The organism is Castellaniella sp. (assembly GCF_004321985.1).
In the GTDB taxonomy this organism is placed as follows: Bacteria; Pseudomonadota; Gammaproteobacteria; order Burkholderiales; family Burkholderiaceae_B; genus Castellaniella.
Window position 1 is genome coordinate 1 of record NZ_SCQN01000071.1, and the last position, 19,601, is coordinate 19,601.

A 19,601-nucleotide genomic window follows, 5' to 3' on the forward strand; every position below is an offset into this window, starting at 1 on the left:
TTTCTACAACCAGCGCGTGCAGATGCTGTCGCCGCAAGGGCGCTTCATCCGCCAGATCGGCACCACCGGGCACAAGGGCTATGTGGCCGGCGGCAGTTTCAACTATCCGATGGACGTGGCCGTCTCTCCATCGGACGGCTATTTCTACGTCGCCGATGGCTACAACGACCGTATCCAGGTGTTCGATCGGGATGGCCGCTTCCTGCGCATGTGGGGCGGCCCGTTCGGCCTGCACCTGCCGGCATCGATCAACTTTCTGGGCGGGCTTCGTGGTTGGTTCCGGACGCCGACTTCCGTGACCATCGGCCCGCGAGGTGACGTGTTCGTGGCTGACCAGGAAAACAACCGGATTCAGAAGTTCACCGCCGACGGCCGCTTCCTGACCGCCTTCGGCCAACCGCCGCAGGTACCGGGATACGGCGTCGGCGCGGTAGCCGTGGCCGCGGACGGCAGCGTCTATGTCACCGACCTGGCGGATCAGCGTGTGGAGCGGTGGCGGCAGGACCTTCCCGTACACCATTGAGCTCCTAACGGGGGGCTGTCCGAGGGCCGCGTCTGGCCGCATGCAACCAGATCGACAGAGTCAGGTTTTGATCGCCGTGCTGATAGCGATCACGGCATGTCCGCACCATTGGTGTGCTCCGGCCGCGCATTGATCGGGTAGCTGTTCACCGATCCGCGGAAAGGCTGCCAAAGCATGCGGTCGAGACGAAGCTCGCGCGGATCCCGAAACTGGTTGATGCCGATGGTCATGCCCATCTGGCCATCTTGGGGCTGGGCGCGATAGGTGCCAAAGAGGCGGTCCCACCAAGGCAGGTTGAAGCCGAAGTTGGAGTTGGTCTCGCGCGGATACCAGGAATGATGCACGCGATGCATGTCCGGGGTGACGACAAGCCATCGCAGCAGTCCATCCAGTTGCAGTGGCATGCGGACGTTGCCGTGGTTGAACATGGAAGTGGCGTTCAACACCACCTCGAAGATCAGCACCGCCGCCGCGGGTGCGCCCAGCGCCGCGATCACGCCCAGCTTGATGACCAGCGAGAGCAGGATCTCGAGCGGATGGAAGCGTGCACCGGTGGTCACGTCGAATTCCAGATCGGTGTGATGCATCCGGTGCAGCCGCCACAGGCCCGGCACTGCGTGGAACAGCACATGCTGCAGATAAATGGCTAGGTCCAGCACCAGCAGCGACGCGACCAGTACGAGCCACACCGGTGCCTGCAGCGCTTGCCACAACCCCCATCCATGGCTTTGAGCAAACACCGCTACGCTCACCGCTGTGGTCGGGATCAGCAGCCGTACTAATACGCTGTCGAGCACCACGATGCCGAGATTGCTGGGCCAGCGCTTGGCCCGACCGATGGGTTGCGGTCGCCTGGGCGCCAACATCTCCCATACCGCCATTACGGCAAAGATGCCGACAAAGACGCCGAGCCGGATCGCCGAGGCGTGGATGAGCAGAAACTGGGACATTGTGGTGTCTTGGGATCAGAAGAAGAGAAGCATCGCCTTCGTCGAGACAAGGCCGGGCTTGATCGGGGACCGAACTTGGCGATCATGTCACCCTTTGGGGTGGGCCGTGTCGTGCAGCGCCGGAACCGAACAGTGGTTTCAGATCACTGCATTCAATGTCCCAAATCATGGCGCGGTCGCCATGATCGGTCGCCGAGCTCGACGAGCAAGAGATGCTTTTCCATCAGGGTAGTGCCAGCTATCGCTGACAGGATCGAGCGCTTCGCGAAAGGCCAGATTGGGTAGGGAAATGGCGCTAACCGGTATCCCGATAGCCGGCGACCTCGTTGGCGTCCTGGCTCACGCCCAGCCCCAGCGCGATCCGGTTGACGAAATTGAAATAGGCGGTGATCAGATTGATGCGCAGGACATCCTGATCGGTCAGGCCCTCTGCTCGCAGTGCCATCACCTGCGCTTCGTCCATCACTGACGGGGCGATAGTGAGCCGGCGTGCGTAGAGCAACATCGCGCGCAGACGCGGAATGGCGAGCTGATCCGGCGCATCGCGTATGGCGGTCAGTACCGCCTCATCCTTCTCGTAGCGCTGCAGCGCCTCCAGGTGATGCGCCACGCAGTAGGCGCACCCGTTGGCGGCCGAGACCGTGATCGCGATGGCCTCGCGCTCGCGCCGACTCAGCGGGCCGGGCGAAAACATCAGGTGCATGTACAGGTCAAGATGATGGCTCAGTGCGGGTGGGTCCAGGCTGTGCACGCTGAGGATGCGAGCCACCTTGCCGCGCTGCGCCTTCACGGCGTCGTAGATCTCACGCAGCGTGCCCTGCGCCTCGCCATCCGGGGTTTCGCTAATCCAGCCCATCTAGGCATCCTTCCTTTCAGCGTTGCGGATGGCGCCGAAGATGGGCACGGTCGCCGTTGTGACATGCGCCAATGCCTGGCCGAGATCCGGCACGGCCGGCACGTGCATCCAGGGGTATTCCTGCGGCCGCCCGGCGCGGTTGATCCAAAGCGCGCGCCATCCGCACGATGCGGCACCGGCCGCGTCCCAGCCGTTGGACGAATGGAACGCGATGGATGACGGAGCCACCCCGAACGCCTTCGCTGCTGCGGCGTAGACCCGCACATCGGGTTTGAAGATCTCCAGTGCATGCACCGAGTAAACGGTGTCTACCAGATCATCGAGACCAGCCGCGTTGAGTGCCGCGCTCAGCATGGCCGTGGTGGCATTGGAAAACACCGCCACGCGCAGCCCCTGACGGCGATAACCGTCGAGCGCCTCGCGCACGTCCGGGTAAGCGTCCAGCTTCTGGTAAGCATCGAGCAGCGCGCGTCGAACAGCTTCGTCGCGACGACCGAACGAGGCCAGTGCATGGTCGAGCGCTTCCTCCGTGACCTGCCAGAAATCGGCGTAGCGCTGCATCAGGCTTCGTGTCCAGGTGTATTCGAGCTGCTTTTGTCTCCACAACTCCGAGATGCGTCCGGCATCCGGGCCGACGGTGTCGGCCAGGCGGGCTACGGCCGAATGCACGTCAAACAGGGTTCCATAGGCGTCGAAGACCGCGATAGTCGGAGGCGTTGTATTCACCCGTTGCGCTCCAGTGATACAGCTACGGTGGCCGGCCGGTAGGGTAGGCGCCGTCGAACGTGAAGGCATCGTTGTCGCGCAGCAGGTAGAGCGCCACACAGGCCGCCAGCATGGGCCATGCCGTGAAGAGCACCAGGTTGGCGCCTTCGTGGGGATGCAGGTACTGGTGCCAGGCGGAGAACATCGAGATCGCATGCAGAAGCAGCACGGCACCATACGTGAAGCGTCTTGCAGCGCCAATGACGAAGCCCAGCAAGAGGACTTAGCTCCAGGCCGCCGAGCACTATAGAACACCCAGCTGCCCAGTCCGCCCAAGGAATAAAATTGGGCAAAGACGCCGGCGGCGGCGTACTCGCGACGCGGAAACTTGTCCAGCGCCCACATCAACATCACCAGGAATACCGATAGTCGCAGCAGGCACAGAGCCCACTCAGACGCTTCGTGTTTGGCATGGGAACAGCTCGCTCGGATCACGGAACCAGTGGCGTGATGACATCGCGCACCCATGAGGGCATCGAGCAAGTCGATGATGGGCGGATCATATCGGGAACCCCCACGCGCACTCCGCGCGCCCATCTGTCGCCGGGTATGACGGATAGGCGCTGGCGCAGGGGGCGCTCGGATTAAGCCGCGCGCTTCCATGCCTCATCAGCAAACTCCTGGTTGACCGTCGTCTCCGTGAGATGATTGGCGTAGTTGCTGAGCGTCTTCATGGTGACGCCCAAAACGACTTCGAGGGCCTGCCGCGGGGTGAAGCCGGCACTGAGGAAGGCTGTCAATGGCGCACCGACCACCCAACCGCGCTCCTGCACCATGGTGCGGGTGAACGAGGCCAAGGCCTCAAGCTTCGGATCTGGGACAGGCTTGCGATCACGCAGTGCATCCACCACCGCATCGGGCGCCTTGGCCATCTTTCGCGCAATCATGGAATGGACCGCCACGCAGAACTCGCAGCCATTCTCGACGCTGGCGGTGAGCATGATGACCTGGCGCTCGATCGGGTTGAAGGAGGTCTTTTCAAACTGCGCCGACAGGTCGAAATAGGCGTCCAAAGCAGCCGGCGCCTCGGCCAGATGGGCGTAAAGATTGGGAACGAAACCGAATCGATCCTTGCCGGCCTTCAGTTTGGCACGGGCGGCTTCGGGCGCGGATTCGGCAGTGTGCAGCGGAAAATGACTCATGGTGCATGCTCCTTGGGATGAACAAGAGGACGGTTGATCATGACGATCACCTCGGTGACAGTGTGTTGGGCAAGGCACCGCACAGCCATGTCTGTGGCGCGCGCATACTTGTCCAAGCGTCTTGATCTGGAGCCTGCGTGGACGACCTGAGTGAATTGATGCGCCACCTGCGCCTGCAGACGCGGGTGTTCCACCGCAGCACGCACTGCGGCCAGTGGGTGGTCGATGCCGAGTACGAGCGCAAGGCGATGTTCCATCTGGTGGCTGCCGGACGCTGCGTGCTGCGCATCGATGGCGGAACGCCGGACGTGATTCTGCAGACCGGGGACGCGGTGCTTTTCACCTCCCCGCGTGACCACCGCCTGATCGCCACGCTCGATGCGGATGATCGTGATGCCACGCTGTTGCTGTGCGGCTATTTTGAGTTCGACTCACCGCTTTCGGCCGTACTGCTGGCCTCACTGCCGGCGCAATTGTTGCTGCGGCATGATCCGACGCCGATTCGTGCGGGTTCCGGTGCGCCCGCCGCGCTGCTGAAGTTGATTATCGCCGAGGCGGAGACCGGCGAGCCGGGCGCAGCGGCGCTGATGGACAAGCTCGCCGATGCGCTATTCATGTATGCCCTGCGGCAATGCCTGGGCGACGGCAGCGTGCAGCAGGGGCTACTCGCTGCGCTATCGGACCCCCACCTGGGGCCGGCGCTGCAGGCGATGCATCACCAGCCGCAACACGCATGGTCAGTGGCTTCGCTCGCCGCGCACGGCCATCTATCGCGTGCCGCCTTTGCGCGGCGCTTTGCCTTATCGGTGGGTATCACGCCGAAGGACTATCTGACCCGCCTGCGCATGCAGCTGGCGAAATCGGCACTGGCCGAGCGCGGGATCAGCGTGACCGAAGCGGCGATGATGGCCGGCTATGCGACCGAGGCAGCGTTCAGCCGTGCCTTCAAGCGCATCCACGGTATAGCGCCAGGTGCGTCGCGAACACTCTGAAGCGTCGTTGAATCCTTTGGCCTGGTTGCCTGCTCTATACGGGTGAGGACGTCGCACAGCAGCAGGAAATTTGTGGCCTTCCCCCCGCGCTCCCGGGCCATGAATTTCACGCCTGCCAGACCTGCTGTGCGCGCCCTCACCTCAGGCACGGACGCTTCGCTGGATCTTTTACCCAAGCTGCGCCGAATCCTGATCGAACGAGGGATCTGGGCGTCTTGAGCGTGCCCTGTCCACCTGCGTCAGATCGAGGTCATCCTGATGAAATTTCATGCGCTTGCCACCCACACCCATCGCACCACTACCGTTCTGCCGCGGCACCACGAGCATGAGGCTGCAACGCTGACGGATGCCGATCCGGCGGTCACCGCCATGGTGGATTTTGCCAACGCTTGCCCGTTGACGGTCGAACCGGGGCGTTCGATTGATGCCGCACTTCAGGACATGATCGGCGGCGGCGTGCGGACCTTGCTGGTGATGACGAAAGGGCACGTGACGGGTCTGATCACGGCCTACGATATCCAGGGACAGAAACCGCTGCAGTTCCTGCATGGCTCCGATTGCATTCATCCGAACTGTCGCCATCAGGATATCGAAGTGGCGGACATCATGACCCCGGTGGAGGCCTTGCCGACCCTGCAGTTTGCGGATGTTCTGAAAGCGCGGATAGGCGACCTCCTGGAAACCTTTCGTGAGACCCGACAGACCCATCTCCTGGTCACGGATCGGCAGGATGATCAGCACACGGTGGTTCGCGGATTGATTTCGCGCACCAGGATCGAGCAGCGGCTTGGCATCTCGCCCATCCTCGCGTCTGCTGCGCGGACCGAGCAGGAGTTGTCGACCTTTCCCCGGCTTGCGGCGCAGGGATGACAGTGCATGCCACACCCAGCATCTACCAGCGTCACGTCGTTGGCATGGCGTGCGTTGATTCGCCATCGCCTCCTTCTCGCGTTTCTGATGCTCGGCATGTCCGGCGGCGTGGCAAAGGCTGTCAACATCGACCTCACCGCGGGAGCCAGCGTCACCAGCGGTGAGCGATCCACCTCTGTCGCCGCCATGGACGTGCTGAGTACCACGCGTCAATGGAAGGGTATCGCCGTGCAGCCGGATGTCGGCCTGTCCTACGTATCGGCACGCCAGCATCAGGGGGGCGATTTCGACCAGGGTGTCTGGGTGGCCGCGGCGGGCATCCGCCTGCCGGAACTCTGGCACCACGTGTTCTTCAGTTTTCAGGTGGCCGCGGCGACACCGCGCACGCCCGCCTTGAGCAGCACCCAGCAGTTGGTGAGTTCGCTGGGTTGGTCCCACCACGGCTTTGTCATCCTGGTACGGCACATCTCCAACGGCAGCACACGGAAACCCAATCTTGGCGAGACCATGCTGCTGGCTGGCGTGGATCGGAAGATGCCATGACAAAACGTATGCACTGCCGCCCATGCCGAGACGGTGAAGATCTTCGGCAGCGACCACGTCGTCGTGAATCCTTTGGGCTGGCCATCGACTCTATGAAGCAGGTTTCCATGACGGCTGACCGCCGATGACCATCCTTCGGATCACGCATGTGCCCACCGGCATGTTGCTGGCGGTAGGACCTACCGATCGGGGTATTACCTGGTTTGAGGGCAACTATTACGTCCGCCGGAAGTACTTGTGCACGGAGCGGTGGAGGGTCAACAGCGTGCCCGGACTATGCGTGTACGCGTTTCTCTACGCAGGTTTTGACCTTTGGTGGGCTGGCAGGGCTCAAGCCAGGCGCATGGGCAAGAAGCGCTGGCAGTCTGGACTGGGGTTCCCTTTTCTGGCGTTCCGGGTGGCGGTGCCCGGCAACGACCCGCAAATTCGCATCGAGCCGATATCACCATCAGCACCCGTGCGGGGAAAACCGTGAAGTGGTTACTGCGAGCGACCCACCGATGAGCGCGCGCCGCGTGGCGTTTGCCGGATTCGACGGCAGCCGACTGGCGGCGCGGCTCGATATGCCGGCGACTCCCCCGCGTGCGTTTGCGTTGTTTGCCCACTGCTTCACCTGCGGCAAGGATGGACTCACTGCCTCCCGCATCAGCGCCGCATTAAACGCACAGGGCATCGCGGTGCTGCGTTTCGACTTCACCGGGCTTGGGATGAGTGAGGGCCAATTCGCCGAAACCAACTTCAGCTCGAACGTAGCGGCTCTGCGCTGCGCCGCCGATTTCCTGCGCCGCGACTACCAGGCGCCTTCATTGCTGATCGGTCACAGCCTGGGAGGGACCGCCGTGCTGGCCGCTGCTCACGCGATCGACGAAGTGCGCGCCGTGGTCACCCTCGGCGCGCCGTCCGAGCCGGCCCACCTGGCCCGGCAGCTCGGCCATGCGGTCGAGCAGATGGATACCGAGCGAGAGGTCGCTGTATCCTTGGCCGGGCGACCCTTTCGTATCCAGCGCCAATTGGATCTCAAGGAACACAACCTGCATGAGCGGATCGCCACGCTGGGGCGTGCCCTACTGGTGATGCATGCGCCTCACGATGACGTGGTGGACATCGACCACGCGCGGTGCATCTTCGAGGCAGCCAAACACCCCAAGAGTTTCGTCGCCCTGGATGGCGCCGACCATCTTCTGTCAGGACGCAAGGACGCCGCCTATGCAGCTAAAGTGATTGCCGCCTGGGTGGATCGTTATCTGCCCGAGGAGGCACCCTCATCGTCCGTCGCGGACGGCCAGGTGCGCGTCGTCGAGAGCGGCACGGGACGCTTCACCCAACATGTGCAGGTGGGGCGCCATGTGCTGATGTCGGACGAGCCGGGTCGTACCGGTGGCGATGATGCCGGACCGGCCCCCTACGATTATTTGCTGGCGGCACTGGGCGCATGTACCTCCATCACGTTGCGCATGGTTGCCGAACGCAAGGGCTGGCAGATCGAGCCATTCGAGGTCACGATGGAGCGGCGCTTCAGCCAGGCGGAAGACTGCAGCGACTGTGATTCCAGCACGGGCCAAGTGCTGGAGATCGATCGGCATATTCGATGGCGTGGTTCGATCGATCCCGCGGTCGGGCAGCGCTTGCTGGAGATCGCCGATCGCTGTCCGGTGCATCGGGCGTTACTCGGTGAGATCAAGGTGCGCACGTATGCCGACGGCGGATCATGGACGCCGAATGACGCGGCCCCGGGCTTGCCACAGGTTTTCTGAATACCGCCATCATCGAGGAGAAGTGTCATGCGTGCTGTGTGGAAAAACACCGTAATTGCAGAAAGTGCCCATACGGTCGTGGTCGAGGGCAACCACTACTTCCCGCGCGAATCGCTCAAGCGGGAAAACTTCCGCGAAAGCGACCATCATTCGGTATGCCCCTGGAAAGGCACGGCCAGCTATCTGGATGTCATCGTCGAGGATGACATCAACTCCGAAGCGGCCTGGTACTACCCGGATCCGAAACCGGCGGCCGCTGAGATTCGCGGTCACGTTGCGTTCTGGCGAGGTGTCAAGGTACAGCCCTGAAAAGGGAATATGCGCAAGAGGGCATCATGGCGAATACAGGGGGAGGGCTTACCACTGGGGGAGCGATGCGCTGCCCGCTGCGCACCTTGTCCAGGCTTTTGTTGCTTGGCATGCTCCTGGCTGCCGGACTTACCGGTTGTGCGACGCGTACGTGGAATACCCGGATCAAGCCAGTTGGAGTGGAGGATCGCTACGAGTTCAAGACGCGGTTTCCGCACGTCCCTCGCGATACCTTCGTCGTACTCGCTTTTTCCGGCGGCGGCACCCGCGCGGCCGCCTTCAGCTACGGCGTGCTGGAAAAACTGCGTGACACCGAAGTCTGGGCTGGAGGGCAACAGACGCCCCTGCTGAGTCTGGTGGATGTGATCACGTCGGTTTCCGGCGGCAGCTACACAGCGGCTTACTACGGGCTGTTTGGTGACCGCATCTTCCGCGACTTCCGATCCCGGTTTCTGTACCGCAACTGGCAAGGCGCGCTGCTGGGCTTGCTGGCACGCCCCGATCATGTGATGTCGATCGCCAGTGCGCACTACAACCGCAGCGATCTGGTGGCCGCTTATCTGAATCGCACGCTGTTCGCCGGCAAGACCTTTGCCGACATGTCGCCGGCGGGCCTGCCGATGATCATCCTTAACGCGAGTGATCTGAACAACGCCACGACCTTTTCCTTCATCCAGCAGCAGTTCGACTTCCTTTGCTCGGATCTGTCGACCTATCCGGTGGCCAACGCCGTGATGGCGTCGTCCGCCGTGCCCGGGCCGTTCGCGCCCATGGCCTTGCGCAATTACCCGGACTGCCCGCAACGCCACCAGCCGTGGGTGGCCCAGTCGCTGGCGCATGACGACTTGCTGGACCGCCGTTATGCGGTGGCCCGCGCGCTCTCGCGCTACGACGATCCGCTGCAGATGCCGATCCTGCGTCTGGTCGATGGTGGCGTGACCGACAACCTCGGCGTGCGCGGTTCGATGATGAGTCCCGTCGCGCAATATGGCGACGTGCCGGACATGGCGGGTGCGTTCACGCCGGAACAGCTGCGTCGCGTGCGACACGTTCTGGTCATCGTCGCCAACGCGCAGGTCTATGCACCCTATGCATGGTCGCTGGAAGGCCGCGCGCCAGGTCTGACCGATACCTTGCGCGCCTCGTTCGATGCATCGCTGGGCATTCTCAATACCGAAACCGTGTCCCTTGCCAAGAATGGCTTCTTGATGTGGGCTCAGCACGTCAATGCCATGCGTCTACCCGGCGAGCCCAGGGTCAAGGTCGATTTCGCGGTGCTGACGTTCAACCAGATCACCGATCCCGCCGAGCGGCAGCGCTTCAATGCGATGCCGACCACTTTTCACCTGCACCCCAGACAGGTCGATGCGCTGCGCGCTTTGGCCGGGCAGTTGCTCTCGCAATCACCGGAGTTCCAGTCGTTCCTGCGAGAGATGCAGCGCGATGAGCATTGACGTTTGCCCCAGGCGAGTAGCCCTGCGTTTCTTGCGCTTCACCTCAGCGCCGCGTTGGCCACCGAACGCAGACCGTCTGCCATAACCGGAACGCGACGATGAACAAGCTCGTGCCGATCCCTACCGCCGCAACGAAAGCCCAGCCCGGGTGCGGCATCACCATGGGCAGCATGCCGACCGCCAATACCGGCGGCGCATGCAGATCGAGCAGGTGAAGCACGATAATGCCGAGTGCCATCACGACCATCGCCGCACCCATGCCGGCGCCGAACAGCCCGACCGCGCCGACGCCTGCCGCTGCGCTCAGCGCGCAAGCCAGCGGGAGTCGCCAGGGGCGCGCGACCCAGGGACATACCTGCGGATGGGCGAACATCTCGAAGCCGATCACCACCAGCGGCGGAAACAGGATGAAACGCAGCCCGGTCCATTGAGCCAGCCCGGCGAGCAAGGTGACCACCAGCACGAAGGGCGACAGCCAGCCGAGTGCGGACGGCGTGCGTTCCATCACGTCATCCACGACGTCCCGTGCCGTCGGCGGCGGAGGGGGCGGATAGAGGCGACGCTGGATCACGCTGAGCAAAGCCAACAGGCCAGTGCCGAACGTGATGGCGGGTGGATACCACCAGCTGTGCACGCCCAGCACCAGCGGCAACAGCCCCGCCGAGATCGCCGGAGCAATCGGCGACCGACTCGCGCTGATCACCAGCACCGAAGCGAGCACGTCGAGCAGTACCGACAAAGCCCCGTAGTCCATATGCCGCGTGATCCCGATTCCCATGCCGGCAGTAAGCAGTGGCGTCAGCACCAGCATCAGCGGCGCATTGGCCCAGGTGCCGTGCGGGCGCTTGAGGATGTCATGCGACAGCGCACCCAGCTCGGGAAACAGCAGCAGCCCGATGCCGCTCAAGTGAGCGGTGAACGCAATCAGCCCCATGAAGAGCGCGCTGCCAAGTCCGGCCTTCGCTGCTGGTGGAAACTTTATGCGCATTCCGTATCCGTAAAATGTAATTTGCGACGGCGATGACCGTAGCATTCTGCGTTGCAAGCAGACATCCAGACACTCCGAATCCGCCACAGACGGGCCTCAATGCCGACATCTCAGGCCGCCAGGAAGCAGCCGGGCGCCGCAACCATGGTGGCGTCGAGAAATTATTTTGGGTGGTGCGAATCTTTTCTTCGTTCCGGCGCCTCTTTAATGTTGGAGACCACAAATCTCTGCCTTATTCCGTCATCCCACCTGGAGAACCCAATGAAAACCTATTTGAAGCTGGCCTCGCTGGCCGCCCTGACCACCGCCATCGTGGCCCTTCCTGCTGCGGCAACCAGCATGGGCGCGGCCCCAGCCACGTGCCATCCCGCGTCGAGCATGACCAAGTGTGGCGCGAAGTGCGCGGGCAAGTGCGCCTCGAAGCAGCACCACACCATGAAGAAGCATCACCCCATGCAGGCCAAGTGCGGCGCCAAGAAGTGCGCTGCCAAGTGCGCCCCCAAGTGTGCCGCCAAGCACTGATGGCATCCGCGTCTGGCCGGCAATCACCGAACTCGGCCGCGCGCCGAACAGGGTTCGCCGGCCAGCGTTTGCTAGACACTTACGCGGCACTCGCGGCTCGCGGCGAACACCTACTGCACGATCTGCTCGGGGGCCAGCTGCCCCAGCAATGGCAACATTATCCCGAGGACGATTCAATCGACCCGGACGGTGGCTATCAGTGGTTCTACCACTCGCACTCACCGGAGGATCGCCCCGATGCTTCCGAGCACGGCCATTTCCACCTGTTCGCCCGCCGCCCGCTCTGGTCGCGGCGCCTGCAGTCAAAAGCGGAGCGGACCTTCGCGGCACTGACGGGCCACCCAGACAAGCACGTCACCACGCGGCACTTGCTTGCCATCGGGATGGATGCCAAGGGGCTTCCAGTCAGCCTGTTCACGGTTAACAGCTGGGTCACCGGTGACCTGATGCTCAGCGCATCCGGTACCGAGCGGATCCTCGCCGACATGCGCCTGCGGACCGGCCATGATGCAATCGATAACGTGCTGGAGTGCGTCGTCGCGCTCTGCATGGACGAGATCCGCATGATCCTTGAGGCGCGGGACGCGGCTCTGTCCGCCAACAAAAGACGCACGGTACTCGAGGACACCCAGCTTGAAGTCCTCTCCTCCCGGGCCATTGCGCTTGACGCGAAGCTCAACGCGTAGTGGCATCCGACAAGGCGGTGAGGATCAAACTGTCGCCGAGCAGTGGGATCGCATCCCGCATCCGCCGCTTCCCCGAAAGGTTGTGGTGACTGACTGAAATCGGTCGACTTCCAACAAGTACGCGGCATTCAGCGCCTTCACAGCTTCATTTTGCAAGAGCACGTCCGTGGATGTCTGTGGGTTCGGACGGCGGCATGAGCCGTGCCGGGCGCGTTGCTTCGCGCACGCGGAGTGGAGGCATCCAGCGTGCGGGTTGGTGGCCACCGACGTGTCTATCGAGAGTCTTTGATGCTCCATGGAAGGTCGTCGTGCCCGCCACGACCAGCGGCAGCGGCGGCGCCGGAATTGGGAGGCCGGTACTGACGGGACAGCTTCGGCTGGCAACGCGCGTTGATTCCGGGCACTTGCGCTCGTATCCGTCGACCTCTGCCGGGCCAGTGCACTGATGCATCCAATCCTCGAGCAAGCTGCGCACTGGGTTCCCCGGCGAATGAATCCTTTCGCCTGATCAGGTGCTCTATAGGTTGCCGGAACCATCCGGTTCATTCCACGGAGATGCACATCATGAACAGCCAGAACCTGCTGAAAACTGCCCTGATTGGCGCCCTGACGCTTGGCGTCGCCTCGATTGCCACCGCCGCCCCGGCACCCGCCGGTGCCGGTGGCATGAAGGCCGGCGGCATGGGTATGACCAAGTGCTACGGCATCAATGCGGCGCACAAGAACGACTGCAAGTCCGTGGGGCATTCCTGTGCCGGTCAGGACAGCAAGGCGCGTGATCCGAACGCGTTCGTGGCGGTGCCGGCCGGTCTGTGCGAGAAGATCGACGGCGGCTCGACCAGCCCGGCCAACAAGGGCTGATCAGTGCCATGAGCGGCATGCTGCCCTTCGTGCAGCGACCGGTCCCGGCAGCCGCCGGGATCGGCTTGCGCGCACCGCACATCGAACGCGTACTGGCCGAGCGTCCGCCGGTGCCGTGGTTCGAAGTGCATAGCGAGAATTATTTCGCCGCCGGTGGTGCCATGCATAGCGCGCTGGAGCGCATCCGTGCCGACTATCCCTTGAGTTTGCACGGTGTCGGGTTGTCGCTGGGCTCGGCCGACGCGCTTGATCTGGCGCATCTGGCCCGGCTGCGGCAGCTCATGGATCGCTATGAGCCAGCGCTGGTCTCGGATCACATCTGCTGGGGCGCGATCGGCGGTATCCACCTGAATGATCTGCTGCCGTTGCCCTGCACGGCCGAAGCTTTGAACTTGATGGTGTCGCGCGTGCAGCAGGTACAGGACGCGCTGGGCCGCGAGTTCCTGGTCGAGAACGTCTCCAGCTACCTGAGCTTCCGCCACGCCGAGATGCCGGAGTCGGCCTTCGTCGCCGAACTGGTGCGACGCAGTGGCTGTGGCTTGCTGCTGGATGTGAACAACGTCTTCGTCAATAGCGTCAACCACGGTTTTGATCCGCATGACTATCTGCGCGCCATGCCGCATGGCTCGGTGCGCGAGATTCATCTGGCCGGTTTTCTGCGCAAGGATCGGTTGCCCGTGCCGCTGCTGATCGACAGCCACAGCCGGCCCGTCGCCGATGAGGTATGGGCGCTCTATCGCGAGGCACTGGCGCTGTGCGGCCCGCAGCCGACCCTGATCGAGTGGGATCAGGACATACCCGAACTGGAGGTGCTGCTGGCCGAAGCAGCCCGCGCCGAGGAGAGCCTGCATGCCTGCCGCGCCGCGATTGCATGAGCTGCAGCAGGGCTTCGCCGACGCGGTACTCGGGCGCGGCGATGCGGTGGCGGACTGGGTCGATGGCGCCGGTCTCGATCCGGCCGCTCGACTGCGCATCTATCGGCATGCGGTCGCCGGCACCCTGATGGCGGCCTTGCGCGAGAGCTACCTGGCCGTGCATGCCCTGGTTGGCGATGATTTTTTTGATGCGATGGCGGCGCGCTACCGGCAACAGCACCCCTCCACCTGCGGCAACCTGCAGCAGTTCGGCGGCAGCTTGGCCGACTCCATGGCAACCATGTTGGAAGCGCAGTCCCTGCCTTATCTGGCGGATGTGGCACGGCTGGAATGGCGACGTCAGCTGGCGGCGCTGGCAGCGGATGCGTCGCCGGTTGATGCTGTCACTGCGGCCGCGGCGGCCTTGGTGGCACCGGAAAGGTTGCGGATTGGCCTGCACCCCAGCCTGCAGTGGCTGCGCAGCGATTACGCCGTGCTGACCCTCTGGCAATGGTGCCAGTCGCCATCCGATGCGGCGCCCCGTGTGGGCGGCGGCGAACACGTGCTGCTGTGGCGTGATGGCGGCGAGGTGGCGATGGCGGCGGTGAGTCCGGCCACGTTCCGCTGCATCGAAAGGCTGGCCGACGGCTGCGATGTGGCATCGGCTTATCTGGCGGCGGCCGACGTGGACAACGATTTCGATCTCGAACCCTGCCTGCGGGATCTGCTCGCGCAAGGTTTGATCGTGGCATTTATCGACGAAGAGGGCGCGACATGAACAAGCTGCTTGCGTGCACGGGAAATTATTATGACCAACTGGTTCGTGGCCTGTCGGGACTGGGCCCCGTGGTACTGCTGCTGTTCCGGGTCTGGGTGGCGCTGGCGTTCTGGCGGGCCGGTGTGGTGAAGATCGAGGATCCCTCCGGCACGGCGTACCTGTTCAACAACGAGTATCACGTGCCGCTGCTGTCCGGCGACACCGCGGCGTTCCTCGGCACCTGGATCGAGCTGATCACACCGTGGTTCCTGCTGCTGGGTCTGGGCGGGCGCCTCACCGCCGCATTCCTGTTCGTCTACAACCTCGTCGCGGTCATTTCCTACCCCGACCTGTGGCCGCACGGTTTCTGGACTGGCCTGATCGGCAGCGATTTCAACGACCACAAGATCTGGGCCATGATGCTGCTGGCGGTGATCGCCTGGGGGCCGGGCGCGCTGTCGATCGACCGGTGGCTGGCGCGGCTCTGGCCGCACGCCGGGCGAACCGGGTCGTGCGAGCGGGTCGTTTAGGGCGCCATGCCACGCCACGGGTTTTGAATCCTTTCGGACGTGGGCTTCCTCTATGAGATGAAAGGTGCGGGACGACCCCCGCGCCACCGTTGCGTTACCGTCACCAGGTGCCCCATGCGACATGACCCCCTTTTGTTGGAATCCGCGCGTCAAGGCGATATCGCCGCCGTGGAGCGGTTGCTGGCCCTGTGCCGTCCGGACTTGCGCCGGATCGCCCAGTCGCAATGCGCCAGCAGCGTGGATCCGGACGACGCGGTGCAGGAGTCACTTCTGCTGATCTACCGACGCATCGGCGCACTGCGCACGGTCGCCTCCTTCCCGGCCTGGACGTTCTCGATCGTGCGCCGGGAATGTCAGCGGCTGTATCGGTCGATGCGCGGGCAGGTCGAGCTGCCGGAACCGGATCATCCCATTTTTGCCTACACCGACCGGTTTGATCTGCGCCGCGATCTGGCGGCGGCGATTCAGTCGCTGCCGGAGAAATACCGCGAGGCGATCATCCTGCGCGATTTCGAGGAATTCTCGATCACCGAGATCGCCGATCAGCTGCAGCTGACGCGCGAGGCGGTGAAGAGCCGCATCCATCGCGGTCGCCAGATGGTGCAGGAATACCTGAAGGACTGACGGTCGCCCCATGCCCGATCGCTTTGCGCCGGGCTTCATCCATGACGGAGAACACCATGCATACGTACCTGCGCGCCATGATTGCCGGCTTCATCGCCACCGTGGTTCTGTCCATCCTGATGCTGCTGAAATCGATGATGGGCGTGATGCCCGGACTCGACGTGATTCACATGCTGACCGGCATGGCCCACACGATGATGGGTATGCCGGACAGCCCGATGGTGGGCTGGATCCTGCACTTCATGATCGGTACGGTGCTTTGGGGCATCGGGTTCGCGCTGCTTTACAAGCCGCTGCCAGGCAACGGTCCGGTGGCGAAGGGCATGGCGTTTGGCGTGCTGGCCTGGCTGCTGATGATGTTGATCCCCATGCCGCTGGCCGGCGCCGGCCTGTTTGGCATGCACATGGGAATCATGGCGCCGATGATGACGCTGGTGCTGCATCTGATCTGGGGCGCCGTGCTCGGCGCCACCTACGGCGCGCTCAGCCGCTCTGCGACGTCCGCCTGATTCCTTGCTCATTTGGCATGGCCGATGTGGCTTTGTTGCAAGAACGCCACATCGGCATGGTTGATGCCATCGGCTTCCTTTGGTCACCCCACGCATGAAAAACAAGACCACGCTGATCCGATCGCTGATCGTCATCGGATTGCTGGGCGCGGTCATCGCCTTCTTCGCGCTCGGTTTGCAGCACCAGTTCAATCTGGAAGCGCTGAAGACCCGGCAGCATGCGCTGGAGGGCTATCGGCAGGCCCACCCGTGGCTGCTCGCGGCGATTTTCTTTATGGTCTATGTGGCCTTTGCGGCCTTGTCGCTCCCCGCGGCAACGCTGCTGACGCTGGCAGGCGGTGCGCTGTTTGGCCTGCTGGAGGGAACGCTGCTTGTGTCCTTCGCCTCCAGCCTCGGCGCGACATCGTCGTTTCTGGCCAGTCGCTACGTGTTTCGCGATGCCGTGCAGCAGCGCTTCGGCAAGCGCCTGCGTCCGATCAATGAGGGTATGCAGCGTGAAGGCGCACTGTACCTGTTCACGCTGCGACTGGTGCCGGTGATCCCGTTTTTCGTGGTCAACCTGCTGATGGGGTTGACGACACTACCGACACGCACGTTCTATTGGGTCAGCCAAGTCGGCATGCTGGCGGCGACGCTGGTGTTCGTCAACGCGGGCACCCAGCTCGCCAGTCTGGATTCGCTGTCGGGCATCGTGTCACCACGGATACTCGGCTCGTTCGTGCTGCTGGGCATGTTTCCGCTGCTGGCGCGCTGGATCGTCGCCCGCGTGAAGGCGCAGCGCCTATATGCGCGCTGGTCGAAACCGAAACGATTCGATCGCAACCTGGTGGTGATCGGTGCCGGTTCGGCCGGGCTGGTCAGCGCGTACATCGCCGCCACCGTGCGTGCCAAGGTCACCCTGATTGAAAAACACCAGATGGGGGGCGATTGTCTCAACACCGGCTGCGTGCCATCGAAAGCGCTGATCCACAGTGCCCGGCTGGCAGCTCAAGCTCGAGATGCGGCGCGGGTCGGCGTGCATATCGCTGACGTGAAAGTTGATTTCCGGGCAGTCATGGAGCGCGTGCAGCAGGCGGTGGACATCGTGGCGCCGCACGATTCGGTCGAGCGGTATCGTGAACTTGGCGTCGACGTACGGCATGGCCACGCCCGGATCGTCACGCCTTGGCTGGTGGAGGTCGATGGTGTGCCCATCACCACCCGCGCGATTGTGATCGCCAGCGGCGCGGAACCGTTGATTCCAGCCCTGCCGGGGCTGGAGGGCTCGGGCTACCTCACCTCGGAAACACTTTGGCAGCTGCGTGAATTGCCGAAACGCCTGCTGGTGATGGGCGGCGGCCCGATCGGCTGCGAACTGGCGCAGGCGTTTTCGCGCCTCGGTTCGCAGGTGACGCAAATCCAGAGACCCGCACAGTTGCTAGTACGTGAAGACGAGGAGGTGTCAGCCTTCGTGCGGGCGCGACTGGTGGCGGATGGCGTCGATGTACGCACCGGCTGCAAGGCGGTGGCGGTGGAGCAGGGCAGCGATGGCGCGGTGCTGGTCTGCGAAGTCGATGGGCAGCGCGTGCGGCTGCCCTACGACACCCTGCTGGTAGCGGTGGGGCGCAAGCCGCGCACCGCCGGTTTCGGTCTGGAGGCGCTCGGCATTCCCGCCGCGCCGACGGTGGAGACGGATGCGTATCTGGCCACGCTGTATCCCAATATCTACGCCTGCGGCGACGTGGCCGGCCCGTACCAGTTCACCCATGTCGCCGCGCATCAGGCGTGGTATGCCTCGGTCAACGCGCTGTTCGGCTCGTTCCGCCGTTTCCGGGCGGACTACTCGGTGATCCCGGCGGTCACCTTCGTTGATCCGGAGGTGGCTCGGGTCGGGCTCAACGAGCGCGAGGCCAGCGAACAGGGAATTGACTACGAAGTCACCCACTACGACCTGGACGAGCTAGATCGCGCGATTACCGAGGATCAGGCGCACGGCTTCGTGAAAATCCTGACGTCGCCGGGCAAGGATCGCATCCTCGGCGCGACCATCGTGGGTCAGCACGCGGGCGAGATGCTGGCCGAGTTCGTGCTGGCGATGCGTCACGGGCTGGGCTTGAACAAGATCCTCGGCACCATTCACGCCTATCCGACCTGGGTCGAGGCCAACAAATACGCGGCGGGCAACTGGAAGAAGGCCCATGCGCCCGAGCGGGTACTGGCTTGGCTGGCGCGCTATCACGCCTGGCGACGGAACTGAGCCTGCCGTGATGCGTCGCTGGATCCGTCTCCCCATGGTCGCCGTTCTGATGCTGCTCAGCGCCGCGGCAGTGGCTGCACCGATGCCGTCCAGCGTGCTGTGGACATCGTTGCTGCAACGTCATGTGGTCGTCATCGATGGCGGCCATGCCTCGCGCGTGGACTACGCGGGCATGCGTCGCGACCGATCCGCACTCGATGCCTATACGCGAGAGTTGAGCGCGATCACGCCGGCGCAATTTGCGCAGTGGAACCGCACCGACCAGATGGCGTTCCTGATCAACGCCTACAACGCCTTCACCGTCCAACTGGTGCTCAGGCGGTGGCCGAGGCTCAGTTCCATCAAGGATATCGGCGGTCTTTTTTCCAGACCGTGGAAGCAGGATTTTTTTGTACTGCTGGGTCAGCGCACGAATCTCGATCACATCGAATCGCTGCTGCGCACCGGCAAGTATTACGCCGACCCGCGCGTTCATTTCGCACTCAACTGCGCGTCGATCGGATGTCCCATGCTGCGCGCCAAAGCCTATGCGGGGGGGCGCCTTGATCGCCAGTTGGAAGATGCAATGCAGCGCTTTCTGGGCGATCGATCGCGCAATCGTTACGACCCGTCGCGGGACGTGCTGCGGGTATCGAGAATCTTCGACTGGTATGCCGGCGATTTTCGTGATGGGCCGGGTCGCTCCGTAGCGGGCTTGCTGGCCGCACACGCCGCCCAGCTGAGCGACGATCCGAAGATACAGGCACGCATTCGCGCCCAGCGCGTCGACATCCAATTCCTGCCCTACAACTGGCAACTGAACGCAGTGGGAGCGCCATGACTATCCAGATATTGCGTTCTGCACCCAACTGCGCAACCCGTGCCGACCACCATCAC

General features: G+C 63.4%; 22 protein-coding genes and 1 pseudogene. 17 read left to right on the top strand and 6 right to left on the bottom strand.

The window, feature by feature from the left end:
• A pseudogene (locus EPN31_RS16085) lies at positions 1 to 523 on the top strand (hypothetical protein); the annotation flags it as partial.
• Positions 524 to 612: 89 nt separating this feature from the next.
• Here EPN31_RS16085 and EPN31_RS16090 read toward each other — a convergent pair.
• The 5 genes from EPN31_RS16090 to EPN31_RS16110 all read right to left on the bottom strand — a co-directional run bounded on the left by EPN31_RS16090 (position 613) and on the right by EPN31_RS16110 (position 4,236).
• Entirely contained in the window at positions 613 to 1,473 is an 861-nt protein-coding gene (locus EPN31_RS16090) for a sterol desaturase family protein (RefSeq protein WP_291775646.1), read from the bottom strand.
• A gap of 295 nt (positions 1,474 to 1,768) precedes the next feature.
• A complete protein-coding gene (locus tag EPN31_RS16095) occupies positions 1,769 to 2,329 on the bottom strand; it encodes a peroxidase-related enzyme (protein WP_291775649.1) in 561 nt (186 codons plus the stop codon).
• Positions 2,330 to 3,055 (bottom strand): haloacid dehalogenase type II, encoded by a 726-nt coding sequence (locus EPN31_RS16100; protein WP_291775652.1) that lies wholly within the window; start codon positions 3,053 to 3,055, stop codon positions 2,330 to 2,332.
• A gap of 22 nt (positions 3,056 to 3,077) precedes the next feature.
• Positions 3,078 to 3,311 carry a hypothetical protein gene (locus EPN31_RS16105; protein WP_291775656.1) on the bottom strand — a complete coding sequence of 78 codons (234 nt, stop codon included), beginning with the start codon at positions 3,309 to 3,311 and terminating at the stop codon, positions 3,078 to 3,080.
• A gap of 367 nt (positions 3,312 to 3,678) precedes the next feature.
• Positions 3,679 to 4,236: a carboxymuconolactone decarboxylase family protein gene (locus tag EPN31_RS16110; protein WP_291775658.1), complete on the bottom strand. Its 558-nt coding sequence runs from the start codon at positions 4,234 to 4,236 to the stop codon at positions 3,679 to 3,681.
• Positions 4,237 to 4,373: 137 nt separating this feature from the next.
• Here EPN31_RS16110 and EPN31_RS16115 point away from each other — a divergent pair, with 137 nt between their 5' ends.
• From EPN31_RS16115 to EPN31_RS16140, 6 genes are all read left to right on the top strand, one after another.
• Positions 4,374 to 5,228, top strand: a complete 855-nt coding sequence (locus tag EPN31_RS16115) for an AraC family transcriptional regulator (RefSeq protein ID WP_291775661.1) — start codon at positions 4,374 to 4,376, stop codon at positions 5,226 to 5,228.
• 258 nt (positions 5,229 to 5,486) lie between these two features.
• Positions 5,487 to 6,098: a CBS domain-containing protein gene (locus tag EPN31_RS16120; RefSeq protein WP_291775663.1), complete on the top strand. Its 612-nt coding sequence runs from the start codon at positions 5,487 to 5,489 to the stop codon at positions 6,096 to 6,098.
• Between the two features lie 6 nt (positions 6,099 to 6,104).
• The gene (locus EPN31_RS16125) at positions 6,105 to 6,641 is read left to right on the top strand and encodes a hypothetical protein (RefSeq protein ID WP_291775666.1); all 537 of its coding nucleotides are present in this window, start codon (positions 6,105 to 6,107) and stop codon (positions 6,639 to 6,641) included.
• A gap of 500 nt (positions 6,642 to 7,141) precedes the next feature.
• Positions 7,142 to 8,395, top strand: coding sequence for a bifunctional alpha/beta hydrolase/OsmC family protein (locus EPN31_RS16130; RefSeq protein ID WP_291775668.1), 1,254 nt, complete (start codon positions 7,142 to 7,144; stop codon positions 8,393 to 8,395).
• A gap of 27 nt (positions 8,396 to 8,422) precedes the next feature.
• The gene (locus EPN31_RS16135) at positions 8,423 to 8,704 is read left to right on the top strand and encodes a DUF427 domain-containing protein (protein WP_291775671.1); all 282 of its coding nucleotides are present in this window, start codon (positions 8,423 to 8,425) and stop codon (positions 8,702 to 8,704) included.
• A 179-nt stretch (positions 8,705 to 8,883) separates the two neighbouring features.
• On the top strand, positions 8,884 to 10,158 hold the full coding sequence (locus EPN31_RS16140) for a patatin-like phospholipase family protein (RefSeq protein ID WP_291775674.1): 1,275 nt from the start codon (positions 8,884 to 8,886) through the stop codon (positions 10,156 to 10,158).
• 43 nt (positions 10,159 to 10,201) lie between these two features.
• Here the strand turns inward: EPN31_RS16140 and EPN31_RS16145 are convergent, their stop codons facing one another.
• Entirely contained in the window at positions 10,202 to 11,146 is a 945-nt protein-coding gene (locus EPN31_RS16145) for an HPP family protein (protein WP_291775676.1), read from the bottom strand.
• 261 nt (positions 11,147 to 11,407) lie between these two features.
• Between EPN31_RS16145 and EPN31_RS16150 the strand changes: the two genes are divergently transcribed.
• The 10 genes from EPN31_RS16150 to EPN31_RS16195 all read left to right on the top strand — a co-directional run bounded on the left by EPN31_RS16150 (position 11,408) and on the right by EPN31_RS16195 (position 19,545).
• Positions 11,408 to 11,668: a hypothetical protein gene (locus tag EPN31_RS16150; RefSeq protein ID WP_291775679.1), complete on the top strand. Its 261-nt coding sequence runs from the start codon at positions 11,408 to 11,410 to the stop codon at positions 11,666 to 11,668.
• Positions 11,669 to 11,736: 68 nt separating this feature from the next.
• Positions 11,737 to 12,354, top strand: coding sequence for a hypothetical protein (locus tag EPN31_RS16155; protein WP_291775682.1), 618 nt, complete (start codon positions 11,737 to 11,739; stop codon positions 12,352 to 12,354).
• A 564-nt stretch (positions 12,355 to 12,918) separates the two neighbouring features.
• The gene (locus tag EPN31_RS16160; RefSeq protein ID WP_291775685.1) at positions 12,919 to 13,215 is read left to right on the top strand and encodes a DUF2282 domain-containing protein; all 297 of its coding nucleotides are present in this window, start codon (positions 12,919 to 12,921) and stop codon (positions 13,213 to 13,215) included.
• 8 nt (positions 13,216 to 13,223) lie between these two features.
• A complete protein-coding gene (locus tag EPN31_RS16165; RefSeq protein ID WP_291775689.1) occupies positions 13,224 to 14,090 on the top strand; it encodes a DUF692 domain-containing protein in 867 nt (288 codons plus the stop codon).
• On the top strand, positions 14,065 to 14,847 hold the full coding sequence (locus EPN31_RS16170; protein WP_291775692.1) for a DUF2063 domain-containing protein: 783 nt from the start codon (positions 14,065 to 14,067) through the stop codon (positions 14,845 to 14,847). Before EPN31_RS16165 ends, EPN31_RS16170 begins: the two co-directional genes overlap by 26 nt.
• On the top strand, positions 14,844 to 15,356 hold the full coding sequence (locus EPN31_RS16175) for a DoxX family protein (RefSeq protein WP_291775695.1): 513 nt from the start codon (positions 14,844 to 14,846) through the stop codon (positions 15,354 to 15,356). Before EPN31_RS16170 ends, EPN31_RS16175 begins: the two co-directional genes overlap by 4 nt.
• A 114-nt stretch (positions 15,357 to 15,470) precedes the next feature.
• Positions 15,471 to 15,980: an RNA polymerase sigma factor gene (locus tag EPN31_RS16180; RefSeq protein WP_291775697.1), complete on the top strand. Its 510-nt coding sequence runs from the start codon at positions 15,471 to 15,473 to the stop codon at positions 15,978 to 15,980.
• 56 nt (positions 15,981 to 16,036) lie between these two features.
• Positions 16,037 to 16,489, top strand: a complete 453-nt coding sequence (locus EPN31_RS16185) for a DUF6789 family protein (protein WP_291775700.1) — start codon at positions 16,037 to 16,039, stop codon at positions 16,487 to 16,489.
• Positions 16,490 to 16,583: 94 nt separating this feature from the next.
• The gene (locus tag EPN31_RS16190) at positions 16,584 to 18,725 is read left to right on the top strand and encodes an FAD-dependent oxidoreductase (RefSeq protein ID WP_291775702.1); all 2,142 of its coding nucleotides are present in this window, start codon (positions 16,584 to 16,586) and stop codon (positions 18,723 to 18,725) included.
• 10 nt (positions 18,726 to 18,735) lie between these two features.
• Positions 18,736 to 19,545: a DUF547 domain-containing protein gene (locus EPN31_RS16195; RefSeq protein WP_291775728.1), complete on the top strand. Its 810-nt coding sequence runs from the start codon at positions 18,736 to 18,738 to the stop codon at positions 19,543 to 19,545.
• Positions 19,546 to 19,601 lie beyond the last annotated feature (56 nt).

Coding starts and splice junctions, on each gene's coding strand:
- EPN31_RS16175 (WP_291775695.1), top strand. CDS start 14,844: ATGAACAAGCTGCTTGCGTGCACGGGAAATTATTATGACCAACTGGTT.
- EPN31_RS16090 (WP_291775646.1), bottom strand. CDS start 1,473: ATGTCCCAGTTTCTGCTCATCCACGCCTCGGCGATCCGGCTCGGCGTC.
- EPN31_RS16165 (WP_291775689.1), top strand. CDS start 13,224: ATGAGCGGCATGCTGCCCTTCGTGCAGCGACCGGTCCCGGCAGCCGCC.
- EPN31_RS16150 (WP_291775679.1), top strand. CDS start 11,408: ATGAAAACCTATTTGAAGCTGGCCTCGCTGGCCGCCCTGACCACCGCC.
- EPN31_RS16130 (WP_291775668.1), top strand. CDS start 7,142: ATGAGCGCGCGCCGCGTGGCGTTTGCCGGATTCGACGGCAGCCGACTG.
- EPN31_RS16095 (WP_291775649.1), bottom strand. CDS start 2,329: ATGGGCTGGATTAGCGAAACCCCGGATGGCGAGGCGCAGGGCACGCTG.
- EPN31_RS16170 (WP_291775692.1), top strand. CDS start 14,065: ATGCCTGCCGCGCCGCGATTGCATGAGCTGCAGCAGGGCTTCGCCGAC.
- EPN31_RS16190 (WP_291775702.1), top strand. CDS start 16,584: ATGAAAAACAAGACCACGCTGATCCGATCGCTGATCGTCATCGGATTG.
- EPN31_RS16145 (WP_291775676.1), bottom strand. CDS start 11,146: ATGCGCATAAAGTTTCCACCAGCAGCGAAGGCCGGACTTGGCAGCGCG.
- EPN31_RS16110 (WP_291775658.1), bottom strand. CDS start 4,236: ATGAGTCATTTTCCGCTGCACACTGCCGAATCCGCGCCCGAAGCCGCC.
- EPN31_RS16180 (WP_291775697.1), top strand. CDS start 15,471: ATGCGACATGACCCCCTTTTGTTGGAATCCGCGCGTCAAGGCGATATC.
- EPN31_RS16160 (WP_291775685.1), top strand. CDS start 12,919: ATGAACAGCCAGAACCTGCTGAAAACTGCCCTGATTGGCGCCCTGACG.
- EPN31_RS16125 (WP_291775666.1), top strand. CDS start 6,105: ATGCCACACCCAGCATCTACCAGCGTCACGTCGTTGGCATGGCGTGCG.
- EPN31_RS16185 (WP_291775700.1), top strand. CDS start 16,037: ATGCATACGTACCTGCGCGCCATGATTGCCGGCTTCATCGCCACCGTG.
- EPN31_RS16120 (WP_291775663.1), top strand. CDS start 5,487: ATGAAATTTCATGCGCTTGCCACCCACACCCATCGCACCACTACCGTT.
- EPN31_RS16135 (WP_291775671.1), top strand. CDS start 8,423: ATGCGTGCTGTGTGGAAAAACACCGTAATTGCAGAAAGTGCCCATACG.
- EPN31_RS16195 (WP_291775728.1), top strand. CDS start 18,736: ATGCGTCGCTGGATCCGTCTCCCCATGGTCGCCGTTCTGATGCTGCTC.